The sequence below is a fragment of the Pseudoxanthobacter sp. M-2 genome (assembly GCF_046156265.1).
Lineage (GTDB): Bacteria > Pseudomonadota > Alphaproteobacteria > Rhizobiales > Segnochrobactraceae > CAMDHY01.
Genome location: NZ_JAWDIR010000048.1, coordinates 80,186 through 99,089 on the forward strand (window position 1 = coordinate 80,186; position 18,904 = coordinate 99,089).

16 protein-coding genes are annotated in these 18,904 nt (G+C 71.5%); 5 read left to right on the top strand and 11 right to left on the bottom strand.

Annotated features, from left to right (window positions below):
- The first annotated feature begins 208 nt into the window (after window positions 1–208).
- Window positions 209–2,455, top strand: coding sequence for an EAL domain-containing protein (locus tag RUR49_RS25555; protein WP_409149472.1), 2,247 nt, complete (start codon window positions 209–211; stop codon window positions 2,453–2,455).
- A 50-nt stretch (window positions 2,456–2,505) separates the two neighbouring features.
- Here the strand turns inward: RUR49_RS25555 and RUR49_RS25560 are convergent, their stop codons facing one another.
- From RUR49_RS25560 to RUR49_RS25570, 3 genes are all read right to left on the bottom strand, one after another.
- Entirely contained in the window at window positions 2,506–3,444 is a 939-nt protein-coding gene (locus RUR49_RS25560) for a zinc-binding dehydrogenase (RefSeq protein ID WP_409149474.1), read from the bottom strand.
- A gap of 120 nt (window positions 3,445–3,564) precedes the next feature.
- A complete protein-coding gene (locus RUR49_RS25565) occupies window positions 3,565–3,984 on the bottom strand; it encodes a DUF6220 domain-containing protein (protein ID WP_409149476.1) in 420 nt (139 codons plus the stop codon).
- Between the two features lie 3 nt (window positions 3,985–3,987).
- The gene (locus RUR49_RS25570; RefSeq protein WP_409149478.1) at window positions 3,988–4,563 is read right to left on the bottom strand and encodes an NAD(P)H-dependent oxidoreductase; all 576 of its coding nucleotides are present in this window, start codon (window positions 4,561–4,563) and stop codon (window positions 3,988–3,990) included.
- Between the two features lie 89 nt (window positions 4,564–4,652).
- Here RUR49_RS25570 and RUR49_RS25575 point away from each other — a divergent pair, with 89 nt between their 5' ends.
- Window positions 4,653–5,540, top strand: coding sequence for a LysR family transcriptional regulator (locus RUR49_RS25575; RefSeq protein ID WP_409149480.1), 888 nt, complete (start codon window positions 4,653–4,655; stop codon window positions 5,538–5,540).
- Window positions 5,541–5,549: 9 nt separating this feature from the next.
- Here RUR49_RS25575 and RUR49_RS25580 read toward each other — a convergent pair whose 3' ends face one another.
- The 6 genes from RUR49_RS25580 to RUR49_RS25605 all read right to left on the bottom strand — a co-directional run bounded on the left by RUR49_RS25580 (window position 5,550) and on the right by RUR49_RS25605 (window position 14,169).
- Window positions 5,550–6,380: an alpha/beta fold hydrolase gene (locus RUR49_RS25580; RefSeq protein WP_409149482.1), complete on the bottom strand. Its 831-nt coding sequence runs from the start codon at window positions 6,378–6,380 to the stop codon at window positions 5,550–5,552.
- 359 nt (window positions 6,381–6,739) lie between these two features.
- Entirely contained in the window at window positions 6,740–7,573 is an 834-nt protein-coding gene (locus RUR49_RS25585) for a cupin domain-containing protein (RefSeq protein ID WP_409149484.1), read from the bottom strand.
- Between the two features lie 203 nt (window positions 7,574–7,776).
- Window positions 7,777–11,115 (bottom strand): multicopper oxidase family protein, encoded by a 3,339-nt coding sequence (locus RUR49_RS25590; protein WP_409149486.1) that lies wholly within the window; start codon window positions 11,113–11,115, stop codon window positions 7,777–7,779.
- Between the two features lie 191 nt (window positions 11,116–11,306).
- On the bottom strand, window positions 11,307–11,876 hold the full coding sequence (locus tag RUR49_RS25595; protein ID WP_409149488.1) for a histidine phosphatase family protein: 570 nt from the start codon (window positions 11,874–11,876) through the stop codon (window positions 11,307–11,309).
- Window positions 11,877–12,013: 137 nt separating this feature from the next.
- On the bottom strand, window positions 12,014–12,865 hold the full coding sequence (locus tag RUR49_RS25600) for a DUF4253 domain-containing protein (RefSeq protein ID WP_409149490.1): 852 nt from the start codon (window positions 12,863–12,865) through the stop codon (window positions 12,014–12,016).
- Window positions 12,866–12,939: 74 nt separating this feature from the next.
- The gene (locus RUR49_RS25605; RefSeq protein ID WP_409149492.1) at window positions 12,940–14,169 is read right to left on the bottom strand and encodes an acyl-CoA dehydrogenase family protein; all 1,230 of its coding nucleotides are present in this window, start codon (window positions 14,167–14,169) and stop codon (window positions 12,940–12,942) included.
- Between the two features lie 114 nt (window positions 14,170–14,283).
- On the opposite strand from RUR49_RS25605, the gene RUR49_RS25610 reads away from it, so the two are divergent.
- On the top strand, window positions 14,284–15,099 hold the full coding sequence (locus RUR49_RS25610; protein WP_409149494.1) for an AraC family transcriptional regulator: 816 nt from the start codon (window positions 14,284–14,286) through the stop codon (window positions 15,097–15,099).
- 28 nt (window positions 15,100–15,127) lie between these two features.
- On the opposite strand, the gene RUR49_RS25615 is transcribed toward RUR49_RS25610, so the two are convergent.
- Complete coding sequence (locus RUR49_RS25615; RefSeq protein ID WP_409149496.1) at window positions 15,128–16,189, bottom strand: serine hydrolase domain-containing protein; 1,062 nt, start codon at window positions 16,187–16,189, stop codon at window positions 15,128–15,130.
- A 358-nt stretch (window positions 16,190–16,547) separates the two neighbouring features.
- On the opposite strand from RUR49_RS25615, the gene RUR49_RS25620 reads away from it, so the two are divergent.
- Entirely contained in the window at window positions 16,548–17,186 is a 639-nt protein-coding gene (locus RUR49_RS25620; protein ID WP_409149498.1) for a LysE family translocator, read from the top strand.
- Between the two features lie 35 nt (window positions 17,187–17,221).
- Window positions 17,222–18,172 (top strand): oxygen-dependent coproporphyrinogen oxidase, encoded by a 951-nt coding sequence (gene hemF, locus RUR49_RS25625; protein ID WP_409149500.1) that lies wholly within the window; start codon window positions 17,222–17,224, stop codon window positions 18,170–18,172.
- A gap of 233 nt (window positions 18,173–18,405) precedes the next feature.
- On the opposite strand, the gene RUR49_RS25630 is transcribed toward hemF, so the two are convergent.
- On the bottom strand, window positions 18,406–18,669 hold the full coding sequence (locus RUR49_RS25630) for a DUF1488 domain-containing protein (RefSeq protein WP_409149502.1): 264 nt from the start codon (window positions 18,667–18,669) through the stop codon (window positions 18,406–18,408).
- Window positions 18,670–18,904 lie beyond the last annotated feature (235 nt).

The following is an 18,904-nucleotide window of genomic DNA, read 5'->3' on the forward strand; positions in this document are numbered from 1 at the left end:
CATACGCCAAGACGCGCGCGATCCTTCGCGTGATCGTCGGCCCCGCCGCCGCAGTGCAAGTCTGGCGCAAGCGACAGCGCCGACGGTCGTTCCGAGACACCGGCGGATGCGCCGGCAGCACGGGACGGCCGGCCCGGCCGTTCCCCCTTCAAAGGTCACGTCGCTCTCCCCCGGCGGCGCACCATGAGGGCAGGAGGAGCCTAGCCGCATGCCGCACAGGGAGCCGGACAACGAGCCCGGCCGGATGGCGGCGCTGCGGGATCTCGAGATCCTCGGGACGCCGTCGAGTCCCGCCTTCGATGCGGTGGCGAGGCTGGCCGCCGAGCTCTTCGACATGCCGGTCGGGCTGGTGACGCTGGTGGACAGCCACCGCGTCTGGTTCAAGGCGCGCGTCGGCATCGAGCCGACGGCGGTGCCGCGCCGCTTCGCCTTCTGCCGCGACACCATCCTCGGCTCCGAGCCGCTGGTCATTCCCGACGCCGCCGCCGACCCGGTCTACAGCGAGAACCCCTTCGTCGCCGGCGGCCAGAAGCTGCGCTTCTATGCCGGCGTGCCGCTGACGATCGACGGCGGCTTCAACGTCGGCACGCTGTGCGTGCTCGGGCGCGAGCCGTGCACGCCCGATGCCGAGCAGCTCGACCGTTTCCGCGCCCTCGCCACCATCGTCGAGGGGCTCATCGAGGGCCACCGGGCGGAGCGGCGGGCGGAGCGGGCCGAGCGCGAGGCGGAGGAGCGCCGCCGCGAGGCCACGAGCCACGCCCTCTATCTCCGGCAGATCGAGACGCTCGCCTCGATCGGCGCCTGGCGGCTCGACCTGCACACCGAGGAGGTCACCGGCTCGCGGGAGTTCTACGCGATCCACGATCTCGAGGAGAACGCGCCGTTCGACCTCGAGAAGAACCTCGCCTGCTTCCCGGCCGGCGACCGCAAGGTGGCCGAGCGCGAACTCGCCGAGGCCCTCGTCGGCCGGCGCGCCTTCGAGTTCGACCTCGACATCGTGACGGCGAAGGGCCGGCGCAAGCACGTGAAGACGCGGGGCGACATCGAGACCGAGGACGGCGCGCCGCGCCGCCTCGTCGGCGTCATCAAGGACGTCAGCGCCGAGCACGAGACGACACGGCGGCTGTGGCGGGCCTCGAACGTCGACGGCCTCACCGGCCTCGCCAACCGCGCGCGCTTCCTCGCCCGCCTGGCGGAAGCGATCGAGTTCGCCCGCCTCGACGCCCACGGGCTCGCGCTCCTGATCCTCGACCTCGATGCCTTCAAGGAGGTCAACGACAGCCTCGGCCATCGCGCCGGCGACCAGGTGATCCGCACAGTCGCCGAACGCTTCGCCTCGGCCGCCGGCGGCGACGCCTTCGTGGCGCGGCTCGGCTCCGACGAGTTTGCCGCGGTGATCGAGGAGGACGACGAGGCGACGCTGAAGGGGGTGGCGAACGAGATCGCCGCGCAGGTGCGCCGGCCGATCCCGGTGGACGGCAGCCGGCTGTTCCTGTCGGGCTCGATCGGCATCGCCCGCTATCCGCAGGACGCCACCACGCCGGACGAGCTGCACAAGTGCGCCGACGTGGCGCTCTACCGGGTGAAGAAGACCGGGCGCGGCACCACCGCCTTCTTCACGCGCGACCTCGGCGGCCTGTTCGACCAGCGCCGCGCCGCCGTCGACCTCGTCCGCAACGCGGGCACGGAGGGCCGCATCGCCCCCTACTACCAGCCGATGGTGCGCCTGCCCGACCGCTCGCCGCTCGGCTTCGAGGCGCTGGTGCGCATCGAGGGTCCGAACGGCGTCTGCGGCCCGAGCGTGTTCTGGCGCGCCTTCGACGACCCGGAGTGCGCCCGCCAGATCGACGACCAGATGTTCGCCCTGACCACCACCGACGTCGCCCGCTGGCGGGCCGAAGGCCTCGCGGCCGGACGCATAAGCATCAACGTCTCGGAGTACTACTTCAAGTCGGCCGACTTCGCCGAGCGCGTGCTGCATCGGCTGGCGCGCCTCGACATCCCGCCTTCGATGCTGAAGATCGAGGTGACGGAGAGGATCCTGCTCGGCGAGGACACCAACCTCGTCGGCGCGATCCTCGCCGAGCTGCACGACGCCGGCATCGCCGTTGCCCTCGACGACTTCGGCACCGGCTACGCCTCGCTGTCGCACCTGCGCGACTTCCCGATCGACGTCATCAAGATCGACCGCTCGTTCCTGCGCGACGTCCACCGCAAGCCGGCGAGCGCGGTGATCGTGCGGGCGATGATCGAGCTCGCCGCCAACCTCGGCATCGAGGTGGTGGCGGAGGGCGTCGAGACGGAGGAACAGGCGGACTTCCTTGCCGAAGCCGGCTGCACCGCCGGCCAGGGCTACCTGTTCGGCGCGGCGATGCCGGCCGCCCAGGTGGAACGCGACATCCTGGCGGCCGGGCTGACGTCGATCACGCTGGCGGAGATCGCCGGCGTCGCGTGAGGGCGTGTTGACGGCTGTCGGCGCCAACGCTCGCGCGGCGCGCGATCGATTCACCCGATCGTGAGCACCGCCTTGCCGGCGACCTTGCGGTCGACAAGGGCGCGGGCGACGCGCTCGATGTCCGTCCACGGCGCCTCGAGCGTGATGCGCGGCTTCAGCCGGCCGTCGGCGACGAGGCGGGCGAGGCGGCCGAGGCCCTCGGACGGCGGCACGTGGCGGAGTTCCGACAGCACGTAGAGCCCTTCGAGGCGCGGCCGGCCGGTCAGGTAGAAGCGGCCGGCGTCGACCGGCGCCGGCGTGCGCGACGAGTTGCCGAAGGTGACGCAGACGCCGGCGCGCGTCAGCATCGTCAGGGCGTTCGACAGCGCGGCGCCGCCGACGGATTCGAGGATGACGTCGAACGGCCCGTGCGCCGCGGCGGCCGCCAGCGACGCGTCGTCGACGACCGTGTGGGCGCCGTCGGCCTCGGCCTCGGCGGCGAGCTCCGGCCGGCGCACCGCGGCGACGACGTGCGCCCCGCCGGCGCGCGCCAGCTGCAGGGCGAAATGGCCGACGCCACCCGAGGCGCCGGAGACGAGCACGCGCCGCCCGACGAGCGGGCCGGCGCGCTCCAGCGCGAACAGGGCCGTCAGACCGGCGACCGGCAGCGTCGCCGCCTGCACCGTCGAGACGACATCCGGCAGGGCGGCGAGCGCCCGCACCGGCACGGCGAGCCGCTCGGCCCAGGCGGCCTCCTCCAGGAAGCCGACCACGCGCGTGCCGGCCTTCGGGCCCTGGCCGTCGGCGGCGGCCTGTTCGACCGTGCCTGCGAAATCCCACCCCGGCCGCCACCCGGCCGCCGCCATCGTGTAACCGCGCCTGACCTCGCCGAGATTGAGCGAGAACGCCTCGACCCGCACGAGGGCGTCACCGGGGCCGGGGACGGGATCGGCGACGTCGGAGAGGACGAGGACGGGGTCGGGGGATTTCTGGAGGACGACGGCTTTCATGGGATTGGCCTTCTGCGACAGCCATGCGGCGCGTCCCGCGAGCCGCTCGCCGGAGCGCTCGCCGGGCCTTGCTGTCCACGGGTCTTGCCGGCTTCGGCGGCCGGATGTCAAACCGCACACTCAGCCGGCGCCCCGTGGGCCCTGCGTGGCGGCGCGGCGGCGCTCGACCTTGGCGAGGAGGACAAGGCTGGCGGCAAGGAGCAGGGCACCATTGAGAGGGTGCAGGCCGAGCAGCAGCGGGTCCGCGCCGGCGGCGAGCGCCACCTGGACGCTGTAGAGCACCAGGACAATACCCGCCCACCATCCGAAGCCGCGGAGACGGGCGACCGCGATGGCACCGCCCGCGAGGGCCAGGACCGGCAGCCCGATGGCCACGCCGACGGCCGCGTGGAGGCCCCAGAGATCGGCGGCGGGAAACAGCGCGAGGCCGGCGCTGAGGAACTGCGCCAGCAAGGCGAGCGGCAGCAGCCGCGCCGAGGCGAAGAACCAGATCGGCGTGCCCTGGCCGAGATCGACGAGCGTGTCGTGCAGCTTTTCCATGGCTCAGGCTGCCTCTCCTGCCGACCGCGTGGGCGTCGCCATCAAGCCGGCGAGCGCAGCCGCATATCCGGCCGCCGCCAGCTTCAGCTCCGCCGGCTCGAGCTTGTCGGCGCGATAGACGACGAAGGGCTCGGCCCAGGCGAGGCCGCAGCGATGGGCGGTCGCCTGCAGGGGCGCGAACAGCGCGGAGAATGGAAACAGGTTGCGGCCGCCCGGCCGGTAGGCCTCGGCGGTGTTGCCGGCGGTGGCCGCGACCATCAGCGGCCGGCCTTCCAGCGCCCGGCCCTCGGCTTCGTAGGCGATGTAGAACATCCGCGTCAGAACGGCGTCCTGCCACGCCTTCAGGAGCGGCGGCGTCGAATACCAGCGGACGGGGAACTGCAGAACGAGACGGTCGGCGGCCATGAGGCGGCGCGCCTCCACGGCACCGTCTCGTTCGAGGGTGATGCCCGCGGGGTAGGCCGCGTGCATGTCGACGATCTCGACGCCCGGCAGGGAAGCGGCGGCCTCCGCCAGCGCAACGTTCGCCTTGGACTGGGACAGGTCGGGGTGGAAGAGGAGGATCAGGGTGTTCGGCATGGCGGTCGCCTCCTGGCGCGACGAGGAGACGATGCGGCGGCAACTAAAATTGATCCAATCGATATTCGGTATGCACTATTATCGCTTTCATGAATTTACGGGGCATCGACCTCAACCTGCTCGTTGTGCTCGATGCGCTGCTCGACGAAGCGCATGTGAGCCGCGCCGCCGACCGGCTGAACCTCTCCCAGCCCGCGGCGACAGCGGCGCTACAGCGCTGCCGACGGCTCTTTCGCGATCCGCTGCTGGAGCGCGGCCGTGGCACGATGCGCCTCACCGCGAAGGCGCAGGCACTGCGCGCGCCGCTGAAAACCGTGCTGGCGGGGGTCAATGATCTCGTCGACCCGCCACGCGTGCCGCTCGCCGAGGCTCGCGGCATGCTGCGCCTCGAGATGGCGGACTACCCGGCGTTGATAGTCATCGCCCCCTTGCAGCAGGCGCTGCAGCGAACGGCACCTGGCGTCGATCTCGTCATCCAGCCCTGGCGCGGCGCCGAGGCGGCGCGGCAAGGCCTCATCGAGGGCAGCACGGACATCGCCATCTCGGTGTTTCCGGCGGCGGACGACGACCTGCACCGCGAGGAGGTCCTGACCGAGCACTATGTCGTGGCGATGCGCTCAGGCCACCCCGCCGCCGCTGGCTTCGACCTCGCGGCGTGGCTGCGCTACCCGCACGTCGTCGTCTCCGGCCGCGGGGCGACGCGCGCGCCGCTCGATGCGGAGCTCGCCCGCCGCGGACTGTCGCGGCGGGTCGGCGTGGTGGTGCCGAGCTTCCAGATGGTGCCGCCGCTGCTCGCCGGGTCGGACATGATCGCGATGCTGCCGTCGCGCGTCGCGGCGGCGGCAGAGGGCTTCATCCTGCTGCCGCCGCCGATCCCGGTGGAGGGTTTCCCGCTGCATCTCGCCTGGCACCCGCGCCGGTCCGGCGACGAGGTGCTTCGCCACGTCGCCGGCCTGCTCGTCGCGCTGTTGCGCTGAGCGACGGGTTCAGCCCTTCACGAACGCCAGCAGATCCGCGTTGATGACGTCGGCATTGACCGTGCACAGGCCGTGGGAGAAGCCCTCGTAGACCTTCAGCGTGCCGTGCTTCAGGAGCTTCACCGCGAGCAGCGCCGAATCGGCGATCGGGACGATCTGGTCGTCGTCGCCGTGCATGACGAGCGTCGGCACGTCGATCGCCTTCAGGTCCTCGGTGAAGTCGGTCTCCGAGAAGGCCTTGATGCCGTCATAGTGCGCCTTGGCGCCGCCCATCATGCCTTGGCGCCACCAGTTGCCGATGACGCCCTTCGAGGGCTCGGCACCCGGGCGGTTGTAGCCGTAGAAGGGGCCGGTCGGGACATCGAGATAGAACTGCGCCCGGTTGGCGGCAAGCGCGGCACGGAAGCCGTCGAACACCTCCAGCGGCAGGCCGCCGGGGTTCGCCTCGGTCTTCAGCATCAAGGGCGGCACGGCGCCGATCAGCACCGCCTTGGCGACGCGACCCTGGCCGTGGCGGGCGACGTAGCGGGTGACCTCGCCACCGCCGGTGGAGTGGCCGATGTGGACGGCGTCGCGCAGGTCGAGGTGCTGCACGACGGCGGCGACGTCGGCGGCGTAGTGGTCCATGTCGTGGCCGTCCCAGACCTGGCTGGAGCGGCCGTGGCCGCGCCGGTCGTGGGCGACGACGCGGTAGCCGTTTGCCAAGAAGAACAGCATCTGGGCGTCCCAGTCGTCGGCCGAGAGCGGCCAGCCGTGGTGGAAGACGATCGGCTGCGCCGTCTTCGGACCCCAGTCCTTGTAGAAGATCTCGGTGCCGTCGCCGGATTTCACGAAGCTCATCGCGTGGTCCTTTCGGGGGTGCCACCGGCGCGTCGGGCCACCCGCGCGCCGGCGTGTCGCAGGCGCGGGAGGAAGCCACGCCGGCTGCGACGCGATGATGTCACGAGGCGACGCGCCTCGCCACGGGGGTGGCGAGCGGGGCGGGTGTGCACGGGATGCGGGTATGGGGGTGTGCGGTGACGGGTGACGGCTCGACAGTTTCGGGCGTTGCACCGCCGCACTGCGTGCGGCGGCCCCCTCCGGCCGGCTTCGCCGGCCACCTCCCCCACGAGGGGGGAGGGGTCGCGTCGGGACTGGGGGGAACCTACTGCCGACTGCCGACTGCCTACTGCCTACTGCCGACCGCCGACGGCCGTCCCTCAGACGTCCTCAGGCACCAGGCTGCCGCTGTGCGCCTTGATCTCGCGGGAGGCCGTCTCGCCGCGGATGTTCTTGCCGGTGGGCGCCCAGGAGCACGCCTTGGCGTTCACCCACACCGTCTCGTAATTCCCGGGCGTGAAGAACTCGACGAAGATCATGTCGCCGTTGCCGTCGTCGGACGTCAGGTAATGGCGCTCGCCGTCGGGGAAATAGATCAGATCGCCTTCCTTGACGCGCACCGGCTGCTCGTTCGCGAACGCCGTGCCGCTGCCGGCGGTGAAGTACATGAAGTGGTCGGCGCCCTCGTGGTAATGGTTGGCGCCCGAGGTCACCGGCGGATAGATGATCATCTCCGCCTTGATCGCCTTGCTGCCGAACAGCTTCGGCGTGGCGAGATAGATGCGCTTGCGGGCGTCGTGGACGCTGTCGAGCAGCGGCTCGTCCTGCCAGTCGATGACGCGGAACTCGGCCGGGTGCTTGGCGTACTCGGGATCGAGGGCCACCGCATCGGGCACCTCGCAGACGAGGAGGGTGGCGCGGGTCGAGGCACGCACCGTCACCTCGGTGTCCGGCGGCAGGAAGACGACGTGGCGGTCCTCCAGGCCGTGGACGCCGTCCGGCGCCTTCAGCGACACCGAGCCGGAGAGCACCTGAACGTAGGTGACGCCCTTCGAGGGCACCTTCAGGCGGACGCTGCCGTTCGCCGTCAGCGCGATGCGGTCGACGATGGTGCGCGCGCTCTTGTCGATCGTCGCGTCGAACAGGCGGCGCTTGCTGGCTCCGGAGCCGAGATCCTCGTCGGCGACGGTCGCGGAATCGATCACCAGGGCCATCTTCGCTCCTCCAGTTCCTCGGGCTTCAGACGCCCGGCCATCCGGGCCGGCAGCGCTGCGCCCGGTGTCGCCGTATGCACGGCTTTTGACGCGTATACCTTCTTGGACGGTAGGGGCGCCCGGCCGGCGGTGTCAAGCAAGGCGGCGCCGCCGGCGTCCCCCACCGGGGGCGACGCAGCGTTGCACGGATGGCGCCGCCCGCCTCAGTCGCCGCCGAGGCCGAAGGCAGCCGCGTCCGCCGGCACCATCTCACGCAAGCGCTTCGGCGCGAGGTCGCGCGCGTCGGGTGCCGAGCGGTCGAAGTCGTAGCGCACGACGCGGGCCGTCCCATCCGGGCCGGCGCCGGCGACGAGGAGGTCGGCGCCGGTGGTGGTGCTGGTGGCGGCGACCCGCACCGCACCGCCGCCCTCGAAGGGGGTGAAGCCGGCGATCTCGCGCAGGGTCGGGCCGTGGCCGTGCTCGTTCGGGCTGTGGAGATAGAGGTCCGGTCCGCCGTCGAGGGCCGAGCCGGAGGAGAACACCTTCACCGCGCCGCCGTCGGTCTGGCCGACGACGATGCGCTCGGCGCCGCCGAACTGGCCGGCGAACCAGCCGGTGGCGAGCGAGACGCCGCCCGTGTAGCCGTCGCCGAACGGCTTGAAGGCGGCGGTCTGGCGCGGCGTGCCGGGAGGCGGTACCTCGCCGTGGCCGGCGACGGCCGCGACGGCCGCCGGGTCGATCACCGTCAGAAGCGGGAAGGCGAACAGCTTCACCTCGGCCTCGGTGCCGGGCCCGGGCGCCGTGACGATCGAGAAGCGGCCGGTAGCGAAGTCGGTGAGGCCGGTCGTGATCGTCACGCCGGACGTGTCGCCCGCATAGGGGGCGAAGCTCGCGAACAGCGGCGGCGCCTCGCCGTCGGTCGTGGCGAGCGCGCCGCCGTAGACCCGCACCTCGCTGGGCTGGCCCGGCGCCGAGCCGACGATGATGTTGTCGGCGCTGCCGCCGTCGATCTGCGCGGAGGCCACCGTGATGCCACCGGTCACCTCCGGGCCAAAGGGTGCGAAGCGGGCGATCACCCGGGTGAACGCCGCCGCGTCGTTGCGGGCAGCACCCGCAAAGACCACGACCTCGGCCGGCCGCCCCGGACCGGAGCCGACGACGAGATCGAGGACGCCGTCATCGTCGACGTCGCCCATCGCGGTGGCGACGAGGCCGGCGTAGCCCGGGAACGGGGTGACGGTCGCGAGCGGGCGGTCACCGGTGCCGTCGACGACGCGGACGGTCGCATCCGTCCCGGCCGCGCCGGGCACGGCGACAGCATAGCTCGACACCGCCGGGATGACGCTGACGATCATCATCAGCCCGTTGTCCTCGTGGTTGAGGCGGTGGCAGTGCATGACGAAGACGCCGCCATAGTCCTCGAACTTCGTCCTGAGCGACAGGTAGCCGGGCTCCACCACCGCCTCGCCCGAGCCCATCGTCGGGGCGGCGACGTTGACGTTGTCGAGGCCGAACTTGTCCGGGCCGGTGCGCAGGCCAGTCGTCGGGTCGTAGTTCTCCATCGTCTGGAAGTCGTTGACGTGGATGTGGATGGGGTGCTCGTCGTTGTTGTAGTTGACGAAGCGCCACTCCTCGACGGAGCCGAGACGCGGCTGCAGCAGCGGCACGTTCGGGAAGGTGCCGCCGTCGAAGGAGTAGGTGAACGACTTCGGGTCGTCCTTGCTCGCCATGTCGTTGAGGAAGCCGCCGACGATCGAGATCGTCCGCGTCACGTCGGGGGTGACCTCCGAGACGTCGTCGAAGGACGTGAAGGCGCCGAGTTCCTGGCCGGGGACGAACGCCACCGTCTCGCCGCGGCCCTCGTCCGGCTCGGCGCGCAGCAGCATCTGCGACGGGAAGCTGAAGAACCCGTCGAAATAGCTGATCGCCGTCGGCTCGACCGAGAGGTTGCCGAGGACGGCCGGCACCTTGTCGGTGCCGGTGTTGGTGTAGAGCACGCCGGGGGCGGTCAGCGCCTTGGCGCCGTAGCCGAGCGGCGGCATGTCGAGGACGAGGTCGCCCTCCGCCGGCATCGTCACGGCGATGGCGAAGCGGCTCGCCGGCGGGATGACGAGGCGCGTGCCGCCCTCGATCGGCGGGGTGTGGACCGCCGGGTAGGGGTTGCCGTCCTGGCCGACGATCATGATCGGCGGATGGCGCCCGGTGGCGGTTTCGGTCAGGCGGACGGTGATGTAGGCGAGGTCGGAGATGTTGGCGAGCACCCAGATCTCGGTCTGGCCGGGCTTCGCCTTCAGCACCGGCTGGAACTGGCCGTTGACGGTGAACTGCACGTCGCGCGCGTGGTCGGGCAGCGCCGGATCGGGCGGCACGTCGAGGCTGCGGTCGTCGCCCGAGGCGGTGAAGCGCTGCAGGTTGCTCGGGATGTAGGAGAAGAAGGCGCGCTTGTTGTCGATCGACAGCGGCCCGGCATACCAGACGGTGAAGGACTTCGAGCCGGTGGGCCAGTCCTCGAAGCCGGTCGGCGTCAAGAGCGGCCGGTAGGTGCCGTCCTCGAGCTCGCCCGGCTTCGGCGGCACGATCGTGCTCATCCACATCGGCCACGAGGTGTTGTTGAGCTCGGCCCGGCCGAGAGCGCGGCCGGCGACGTAGTTGACCTGCAGCGCCATCGAGCGCACCGGCAGGCCGCGCTCGGTGACGACCGGCAGGCCGCCGTCCGGGCGGCCGATCGCCAGCATGCCGGCAAGGCCCATGTAGACCTGCGGCGACGTCAGCCCGTGCAGATGCGGGTGATACCAGTACATCCCCTGCGGCATGTTCATGGGGATGTCGTAGACGTGGGTATTGGCCGTGCCCGCCGGCATGTAGAGGAGCACGTTGTCGCCGTTGCCCTTCGGCGTGACGTGCAGGCCGTGGGTGTGCAGGTTGATCGGCGCCGTCTCGAGCTGCGGCGGATAGAGCGGCACGAAGCCGCCGACCGGCGTGTAGGCCGGGCTGAAGAAGTCGCGGATGGTGAGGCCCGAGAGCGCGTTCTCCATGTGGACGACGAGCTTCTCGCCGGGAAACACCTGCAGCGTCGGCGCCGGATATTGCCGCGTGCCGGTGCGCTCGCCGTTCGAGGCGGTGCCGCGGATGAGCTCGTAGTCGTAGAGCAGGAAGTTCTTCACCGGCACGGCGACGGTATCGAGCACCGCCTCGCTCTGGCGCGCCGTCAGGCGGACTTCCAGCACGCCGCCCTCGCTCGCCAGCACGACGGGCTCGCGGTAGGGCGGACGGACGGACGGATCGATGACCGGCTCGGGCGCGGCAGCCTGGGCCGGCGCCGCCTCCTGCGCCTGGGCCGACGACAGGAAGGCGAGAGCCGTGCGGGCCGAGAGGGCCGCCCCCGCCCCGGCGCCGGCGTCCGTCGTGGAGCAGATCGGGCCAATGAACTCCGGCAGGGCCTCCGCCGCGGCGGCGGTGGCGGCGCCCGAAAGCCCCGTCGCCACCAGGGCGGAGACGAGGAGTGCCGGGCGCAGCCGCATGCGCACGAATGCGGACACCAGCCCGATTCGACCTTCGACCATGACGCTTCTCCCCCAGCCTGACGTGTCGCACCGGAAGGCGCGCATCGTTCGACCCCGGCCGGCATCATAGCCCGGCGCGACGGGGGCGGCGGTCACTTCTTTCGGAACGCTGCGGGTCGTCCGGCGAGAGGGGTCGCCGGGCACCGGGCGGGTGGGGCCGAGGGCGGGGCGTCAGGCCACCGGGCGGGGCGTCAGGCGAGCGGGCCGTTCCAGACGTCGATCGCCGGCGTGCCGCGATAGTCGCCGAGGATGCAGAGCGTGCCGGTGCCGAGCAGGAAGTTCTCGCCCGCCTGCGCCGGCAGGCCGATCCAGCGGGCGGCGACGACGCGCAGGATGTGGCCGTGGGCGAACAGCGCGACGTCGCCCTTCACGGCGCGGGCCCGCGCGATCACACGGTCGGCGCGTGCGGCGACCGCGTCCGGGCTCTCGCCGCCCGGGCCGCCGCCGTCGCGGAAGACCTGCCAGCCGGGTCGCGTCTTGTGGATCTCGGCCGAGGTGATGCCCTCGTAGGCGCCGTAGTTCCACTCCATCAGGTCGGGATCGACCTCCGCGCGGCCGGCGAGCCCGGCGATCTCGCAGGTGTCGCGGGCGCGCCGCATCGGGCTGACGAGGACGAGCTTGAAGTCGGGCTTGCCCAGCACCGGCCGCAGCTTTTCGGCGAGCGCGCGGCCGTTGTCGGTGAGCGGAATGTCGGTGGTGCCGGTGTGCTGCCCCGAGAGGCTCCACTCGGTCTCCCCGTGCCGGATCGCATAGACGCTCACTGAGGCGCTCCCTCGTGTTTCGCGGCTTGAGGCCGCCGCTTGCTCGCGTGACTAAACCACGCCGATACGACGGTTCCAACGCGGGCGAGGGCGGCGCGGAACGGAGACGCCAGCAGGTCGACGGCGGCGGCGGGCCTTCAGTCCCACCAGAACTGCCACCAGCGGCTGTTCATCAGATGCGCGGCCCGGGCGGCGACGCTGCCGGCGCCCTGATCGATCGAATCCGGGCAGTAGAGATACTCCTCGCGCGCGAGTTCGAGAGCCGCCTCGCGACTGTCGGGCGGGCGGCCAACCATCAGGTCCATGACGTCGAAGCCGAGCCCGACGAGCTCTGCGCCGAACCGATCATGCCAGGAGCGCAGGACCGCGACGTGATAGGCGTCCGGCGGGCAGGCGTTCCAGCCGCCCCACTTCAAGTAGGCTGGCACCTCGTAGCCCTCGGCGGCCGGAACGAGGAGGATGAAGACCTCGGGCAGGAAGGCGCCGGTGCGCACGTTGCGCGCCACGCTCGGACCCTCGGCCGCCCTGGCCGGGATCTTCGGCCAAGTACCCTCCGGCGGCGTGAGGACCTCGCCATCCAGCCCGAAAACCTCGGCCTGCCAGGCGGAGAGATCCTGCGGAATCCGGAGGCGCCCCGCCGCCTCAATGACCTCCGCGGCGCCCGGGCGGCGGACGGTGACATTCGGAACCAGCCCCGGGTCGTCCATGACGTAGTGCTCGGCGATGCGCCCGAGGGCCTCCTCGTCGCCGACGACGACCGGATAGCCCCGACCGGCATCACGAAGCCGCCGCCACGCCGCCATCGCCTCGGCGCCCGGCACGGCGACGCGTTCGAAGGGAAGGCGGGCGATCGCCTGCCGCCACCACTCCAACTCCGCCTTCCTGATCTCATCCTGCGACTTCACGGCTGCCCCCGTCGCAGCGCCGACGCCCGCGCCGAAGCAAGCGGTGCCGATCGCCATCCCCGCCAGCAGCGATCTTCTACTCATGCGTGTCATGGGGCCACTGTCTCAGGGCGCCCCGTCACAGGCAACTCCCGTCAGGAGCGCCGCCCTCTCCCCGCCTACCCCTCCGGCCCCGCATACTTGCCCGCCGTGGCCGGATAGAGCCCCTTGACGATCTTGAACTTCGAGATGTCGACGGTGGCGTCCATGTGGAGGAAGATCGCGGCGTCGCGGAAGAGTTTCTCGACGCCGAACTCCAGCATCATGCCGTTGCCGCCGTGCAGCTCGACGCAGTGCATGGCGACCTTCATCACCTCTTCCGACGCGAACACCTTCGCCATGTTGCACATCACGTCGGCGTTCGGCGCGTTGGTGTCGACGGCGTGGGCGGCGCGTTCGACCATACCGCGGACGGCTTCGAGCCGGACCGCCATGTCGGCGATGCGCAGCGCCACCGCCTGGTGCTTGATGAGGATGCGGCCGCCCTGCACGTAGGTCTGCACGTAGTCCGAAGCCACCTCCAGGCAGCGCATGCCGACGCCGAGGTTCTTCGCCGCCTGCACGATCTTGCCCGGCCGGTGGTAGACGCCGAGGCGGCCGATCGCCTGGTTCTCGACGAGCAGGTGGTCGGCCGGCAGGCGCATGTCCTCGAAGACGAGCTCGCCGTTGTTCATGTAGCGGCAGCCGAGCGTCTCGTTGCAGCGCACGACGGTGAGGCCCGGCGTGTCGCGCGGCACCAGGAAGCTGGACGTGCCCTGCAGCATGCCCACTTCGGGATTGGAGTTGCAGTTCACCACATAGAGGCTGGCGTCGTAGCCGTTGGAGATGAACTGCTTGCGGCCGTTGATCACCCAGTGGTCGCCGTCGCGGACGGCGCGGGTGGTCATGCCGGCCTCCGGCACGTTGTAGGGCAGCCAGCGGTCGGAGGCGCCGCGCGGCTCGGTGGAGCAGTGGGCGAGCAGAAACTGCGGGTCGGCGAGCAGGCGGGCGAACCACTTCTCCTGCAGGTGCTCCGGCGCGACGGTGCGCAGGAGGACCGCGATCTTCCAGTTCTGCACCAGCTTGTCGGCGAGCCCTGAATCGCCGCGCGCGATCTCCTCGGAGATGATCGCGAAGGTCTGCGCCTCGGTGGCCGGATCGAGCTCGACGCCGCCGAAGCGCTCGGGCACGCCGAGCGTGCGGATGCCGATTTCCTCGCAGCCCTCGAGGATTTCCGGGGGCAGCCGGCCCTCCGGCTCCATGTTCCACTCGCCCTTCCAGTTCTTCCGGATGAACGGCAGCACGACGTCGTCGACGAAGGCGCGGCAGCTCTGCCGCATCAGCACCTGTTCCTCGGACAAGGGCAGCATGGGGTCTCCTCCAGCATCTCGTTGCGCAGCGGCCGTTGCGCCGCCTTTCCACTGACGCTAACCAGCGACGGGAAGGCGAGACAGTCCGAATTTGCGCGGCCGGAGGACAATCGCTTGCGAGTTTCGGACACGAACGGCGAGACGGCGGGCCGGCGGCGGCAGACGCCGCGCCCCGGCGCCGCTGCGGATGCGGCGCCGTTCACGCTGATCGTCCGCGACTACCGGCGCGGCCACCGGCTCGATCCGCACGCCCACGCCGGGCCGCAGCTTCTCTACGCGTCGTCAGGGGTGGTGGCGGTGACGACGCCGGCGGGCTCGTGGATCCTGCCGCCGCAGAAGGCGGTGTGGCTGCCGGCCGCCCTCACCCACGAGACGGCCATGCTGACGGCGGTGCGCATCACCTCGCTGCACGTCCGCCCGGCGGCGCGCTGGAAGGCGGTGCCGTGCAAGGCGATCGCCATCAGCCCGCTGCTGCGCGAACTCATCCTGGCGCTGGAGGCGATCGACCCGGACGCGCCGGCCGGCCGCCGCGACGCGCTGCTGGTGGATCTCATCGGCGAGGAGATCGAGGCGGCCGAGGGCGGCGCCTCGCCGATCCCGATGCCGGCCGAGCCGCGGCTGAAGCGGCTCTGCGAAGCGGTGGTGGCCGACCCGTCGCTGACGGCGGACTTCGAGACGCTGGCGCGGGCGGCGGGTGCCTCGTCGAAGACGCTTTCTCGGCTGTTCGACCGCGAGCTCGGCATGAGCTTCCGCCGTTGGCGCGAACTCGTGCAGGTGGAAGGCGCGCTCGCCCACCTGGCCGAGGGGCGGCCGGCGAAGGTGGTGGCGGCCGAACTCGGCTACACGCCGAGCGCGCTCACCGTGATGCTGCGGCGGCGGACGGGGCTGACGCCGCAGGATTGGCGGGCGCGGATCGGCGGGGCGGGGTGAGGCGCCGCGCCGCCGTCACGCGGCCCGCTCACGCCGCGACGAGGTTCGAAAGCACGATCTCGCGCCAGACGCGGGTCGGCGTCACCCAGTCATCGGGGGCGTTGTAGGCACCGGAGAAGATCGCACACGAGATCCCCGTCTCCGGCATGACGAACAGGCGCTGGCCGCCATTGCCGAAGCCGCCGACCCAGCGCCGGTCGCCGCCACCGAGGGCAGGCACGGGGGAAGCGGCGAGGAACCAGCCGCGGCCATAGTCGAAGCCGGGCTCCACGGTTGCCGCCGGCGCGATGGCGGCTTGGAGAAGGTCCTCCGGGACGATCTCGGTGCCGTCCGACGCGCGGCCGCGGGCGAGCAGCAGTTCGCCGAGGCGCAGCAGGCCGCGGGCGGTGAGGCGCAGGCCGGAGGCGGCGGAGACGACGCCGTCGTGGCCGGCGTGCCACTCGAAGCGGTCGATGCCGAGCGGCTGAAACAGCGCCTCGCGGGCGAAGTCCTGCAACGACCGGCCGGTGCCGCGGGCGATGATGGCACCGATGAGCGCCGTGGCGCCGCCGCCATAGGTCCACTGCGTGCCGGGCGGGTGGACGACGGGCTGCGACAGCACGAAGGCGAGCCGGTCGGCCGCCGCCTCCATGGCGATCTCGCTGTTCCTCGGGTCGGTGTAGGGCAGGCTCTCGTCCCACGCGAGGCCGAGCGTCATCGTCAGGGCGTGGACGATCTTCAGGCCGGCGCGGTCGGGCTCGGCTAGGGCGGCGACCTCGGGGAAGACGGCGGCGAGCGGCGTCTCCGGCGGCGGCACGAGGCCGCGGGCGAGCGCGATGCCGTAGAGAAGGCCTGAGACGATGCTCTTCGTCACCGAGCGCAGGTCGTGCAGCGTCTCGGGACCGTGGGCGACGGTGCCGAGCGGCCGCCCCCAGGCCTCGTCCGTCCCTTCGAAGAAGCGCTCCAGCACGATGCGGCCGTGGCGGGCGATGACGACGGCGTGCAGGTCGCGCAGCAGGCCGGAGCGCACGCCGGCATCGAAGCGCTCGACGAGATCGGGGCGGAAGCCGACGGCGGCGGGGGCGGCGGTGGGGAGGGGTGATGCGGGCATGTCGAGGCTCCGAGACTGGCGGCCGGCAGAGTAGCCGTGGCGGGGCGGCGGGACGACCCCGTCGCCAACGGCGCGAGTTCGGGCCCCTTGGACTGCTCCGGATTGCCACCCTCCCCTCGAGGGGGAGGGTCGACGCGCGAAGCGCGGCGGGGTGGGGTGACCGCGGGCGGGAGCCCGCGCATCAGTTGCTCGGGAGCAGCCGTTGCTATCCTTTCCGCCGCCTCCCGGCGGCGCCACCCCACCCCGTCGGCCGGCGGCCGCCGACCCTCCCCCTCCAGGGGAGGGTTCGTGGCCGCTTGACCGGCGCCCGCCGCAATGGTCGTGTCCCAACCGTCACTCTCGCGCGGCGGCCGTCCCCATGAACACCTCGCTCCTTCTCGCCTCCGGCTTCGCCGGCTTCGTCTACGGCATCACGCCCGGGCCGGCGGTGCTGGCGCTGTTCGGCATCTCGGCGAACCAGGGGCGGAAGGCGGGGATTGCGTTCCTGTCGGGCCATTTCGTCGGCGACATCGTCTGGACGACGCTGGCGCTCACCGCCATCGTCGGGGCGAAGGCGATCGGCTCGGTGGTGTTCGACGTGCTCGGCCTCGTCTGCGGCGCCTATCTTGGCTGGCTCGGCTGGCGGGCCGTGACGGTGAAGCGGACGAGCGCCGGCACGCTCGACATCGTCGTGCGGCAGCCGTTGCGGCGCGGGCTGATCTTCGGGCTGACCAACCCGAAGGGCTACCCGGTGGCGGTGGCGACCTTCACGGCGGTGCTGGCGAGCTACGCCGCCGGCCTCGACTGGGCCGGCGTGCCCGGGCTGCTGGCGGCGGCCTGCGGCGGCTTCGTCGCCTCCTACGTGGTGCTCATCGCGGTCACCGGCGCGAGCGTGGTGCGGCGCTTCTACCGGCGCCACGAGCTGTGGATCGTGCGCGCCTCGGGGCTATTGTTCCTCGGCTTCGCGGTGCACGCGGTGACGACGTCGGTCGCCGGGCTGACGGGACGGCGGGCATGAGCGGCGACGGCACGGGTGGGACGGAGACGGGACGGGTGACGACAGAGAACGCGGCAGACGCAACGGCGACGACCGCCGGCGCGACGGAGACGGCGACCGCGAGCGCCCACGACGACGTCTTCGCGGCACGGGCGCGGGCGTGGTTCGAGAGCCTGCGCGACAGCATCCATGCGGCACTGGAGGCGATCGAGGCGGAGGCGGAGGGCCTCGCCGGCGCCGTCGCCGGGCCGGCCGGCCGCTTCGAGCGCACGGCGTGGACCCGCACCGACCACGATGGCTCGCCGGGTGGCGGCGGCGTCATGGGGATGCTGCGCGGAAAAGTGTTCGAGAAGGCGGGCGTGCATGTCTCGACCGTCTACGGCGAGTTCGCGCCGGAGTTCCGGGCGCAGATCCCCGGTGCCGAAGAGGACCCGCGCTTCCTCGCCTCGGGCATCTCGCTGATCGTCCACCCGTGGAGCCCGCACGTGCCGACGGTGCACATGAACACGCGGCTCGTGGCGACGACGAAGCGCTGGTTCGGCGGTGGCGGCGATCTGACGCCGATGCTCGACCGGCGGCGCACCCAGGACGACCCGGACACGATCGCCTTCCACGCGGCGATGCGTGGCGCCTGCGCGGCCCACCCGGTCGCCGACTACGACCGCTACAAGGCGTGGTGCGAGGACTACTTCACCATCAAGCACCGGGGCGAGCAGCGCGGCGTCGGCGGCATCTTCTACGACTATCTCGACAGCGGCGACCGCGACGCCGACTTCGCCTTCACCCGCGCCGTCGGCGAGGCGCTGCTCGACGTCTACCCGCGCATCGTGCGGGCGAACCTCGCGAAACCGTGGACGGAGGCCGAGCGCCAGGAACAGATGGTGCGGCGCGGCCGCTATGTGGAGTTCAACCTCATCTACGACCGCGGCACGCTGTTCGGCCTGAAGACCGGCGGCAACGTCGACTCGATCCTCTCCTCCATGCCGCCGGCGGTTGCGTGGCCGTAAGGGGGTGAGGCGGAAGCGCAGGGCGCGCGCGCTCTCCGGCGTCTCCCCGACGCGATGCAAAGCGGGGCGAGCCGGGATGACGGGCGGGACCGCGCCCCTCCGCCCTCACCGGGTGGATGGATCGCCCGGTCGAGCCGGGCGATGACGGATGGAGGTCAAGGGCTGCGGCTCGGCGACCATCCGCCGTGCGACGTCGGCCTGCCCTGGCCGCCATCGGGCTCAGGAATACGGGTTCAGAAGTCGGCGCCGGAGAGGCGGTAGAAGCTCTGGCGCGAGCGGCCGTAGGCCTTGCTGGCGGCCGTCTCGATGCGCGAGCGGTTGGCGTCGAAGGCCTGCAGGAAGCCCGCCTCGCCGCGGTTCGACTGTGGGCTGATCAGGCGCAGCGCGTCTTCTTCGACGCTGAAGGTGATCTCGAAGGTGGCGTCGTGGCCCCAGAAGCAGACGCTGCGCCGGGTGGCGTCGTAGCTGCGGCTGGCGTTGAGAAAACGGATGGACATGGGGACACCGTGGTGAAGAAGCGAAACCGGCGAGCCGCGCCGGTGGCGGCTTCGATCTTTTGAACCGATCGATCAGTGGGATCGAGGCATCGCCTGAAGCCGTCGAGACATTTTGCTGAAGAAGCGAAAAACATCGACTGCAAAAGAATTCGAAGCCGTCACCTTACGCCGATCCCGCGGAATAGCGAGGATTATCGCGGGAACACCCCTCACGGACGCGCCTTGCCGCCGGCCG

Bases quoted from the DNA above. Each gene is read 5' to 3' on its own strand.
- RUR49_RS25555 (WP_409149472.1), top strand. From the start codon at position 209: ATGCCGCACAGGGAGCCGGACAACGAGCCCGGCCGGATGGCGGCGCTG.
- RUR49_RS25560 (WP_409149474.1), bottom strand. From the start codon at position 3,444: ATGAAAGCCGTCGTCCTCCAGAAATCCCCCGACCCCGTCCTCGTCCTC.
- RUR49_RS25565 (WP_409149476.1), bottom strand. From the start codon at position 3,984: ATGGAAAAGCTGCACGACACGCTCGTCGATCTCGGCCAGGGCACGCCG.
- RUR49_RS25570 (WP_409149478.1), bottom strand. From the start codon at position 4,563: ATGCCGAACACCCTGATCCTCCTCTTCCACCCCGACCTGTCCCAGTCC.
- RUR49_RS25575 (WP_409149480.1), top strand. From the start codon at position 4,653: ATGAATTTACGGGGCATCGACCTCAACCTGCTCGTTGTGCTCGATGCG.
- RUR49_RS25580 (WP_409149482.1), bottom strand. From the start codon at position 6,380: ATGAGCTTCGTGAAATCCGGCGACGGCACCGAGATCTTCTACAAGGAC.
- RUR49_RS25585 (WP_409149484.1), bottom strand. From the start codon at position 7,573: ATGGCCCTGGTGATCGATTCCGCGACCGTCGCCGACGAGGATCTCGGC.
- RUR49_RS25590 (WP_409149486.1), bottom strand. From the start codon at position 11,115: ATGGTCGAAGGTCGAATCGGGCTGGTGTCCGCATTCGTGCGCATGCGG.
- RUR49_RS25600 (WP_409149490.1), bottom strand. From the start codon at position 12,865: ATGAGTAGAAGATCGCTGCTGGCGGGGATGGCGATCGGCACCGCTTGC.
- RUR49_RS25605 (WP_409149492.1), bottom strand. From the start codon at position 14,169: ATGCTGCCCTTGTCCGAGGAACAGGTGCTGATGCGGCAGAGCTGCCGC.
- RUR49_RS25615 (WP_409149496.1), bottom strand. From the start codon at position 16,189: ATGCCCGCATCACCCCTCCCCACCGCCGCCCCCGCCGCCGTCGGCTTC.
- RUR49_RS25620 (WP_409149498.1), top strand. From the start codon at position 16,548: ATGAACACCTCGCTCCTTCTCGCCTCCGGCTTCGCCGGCTTCGTCTAC.
- RUR49_RS25630 (WP_409149502.1), bottom strand. From the start codon at position 18,669: ATGTCCATCCGTTTTCTCAACGCCAGCCGCAGCTACGACGCCACCCGG.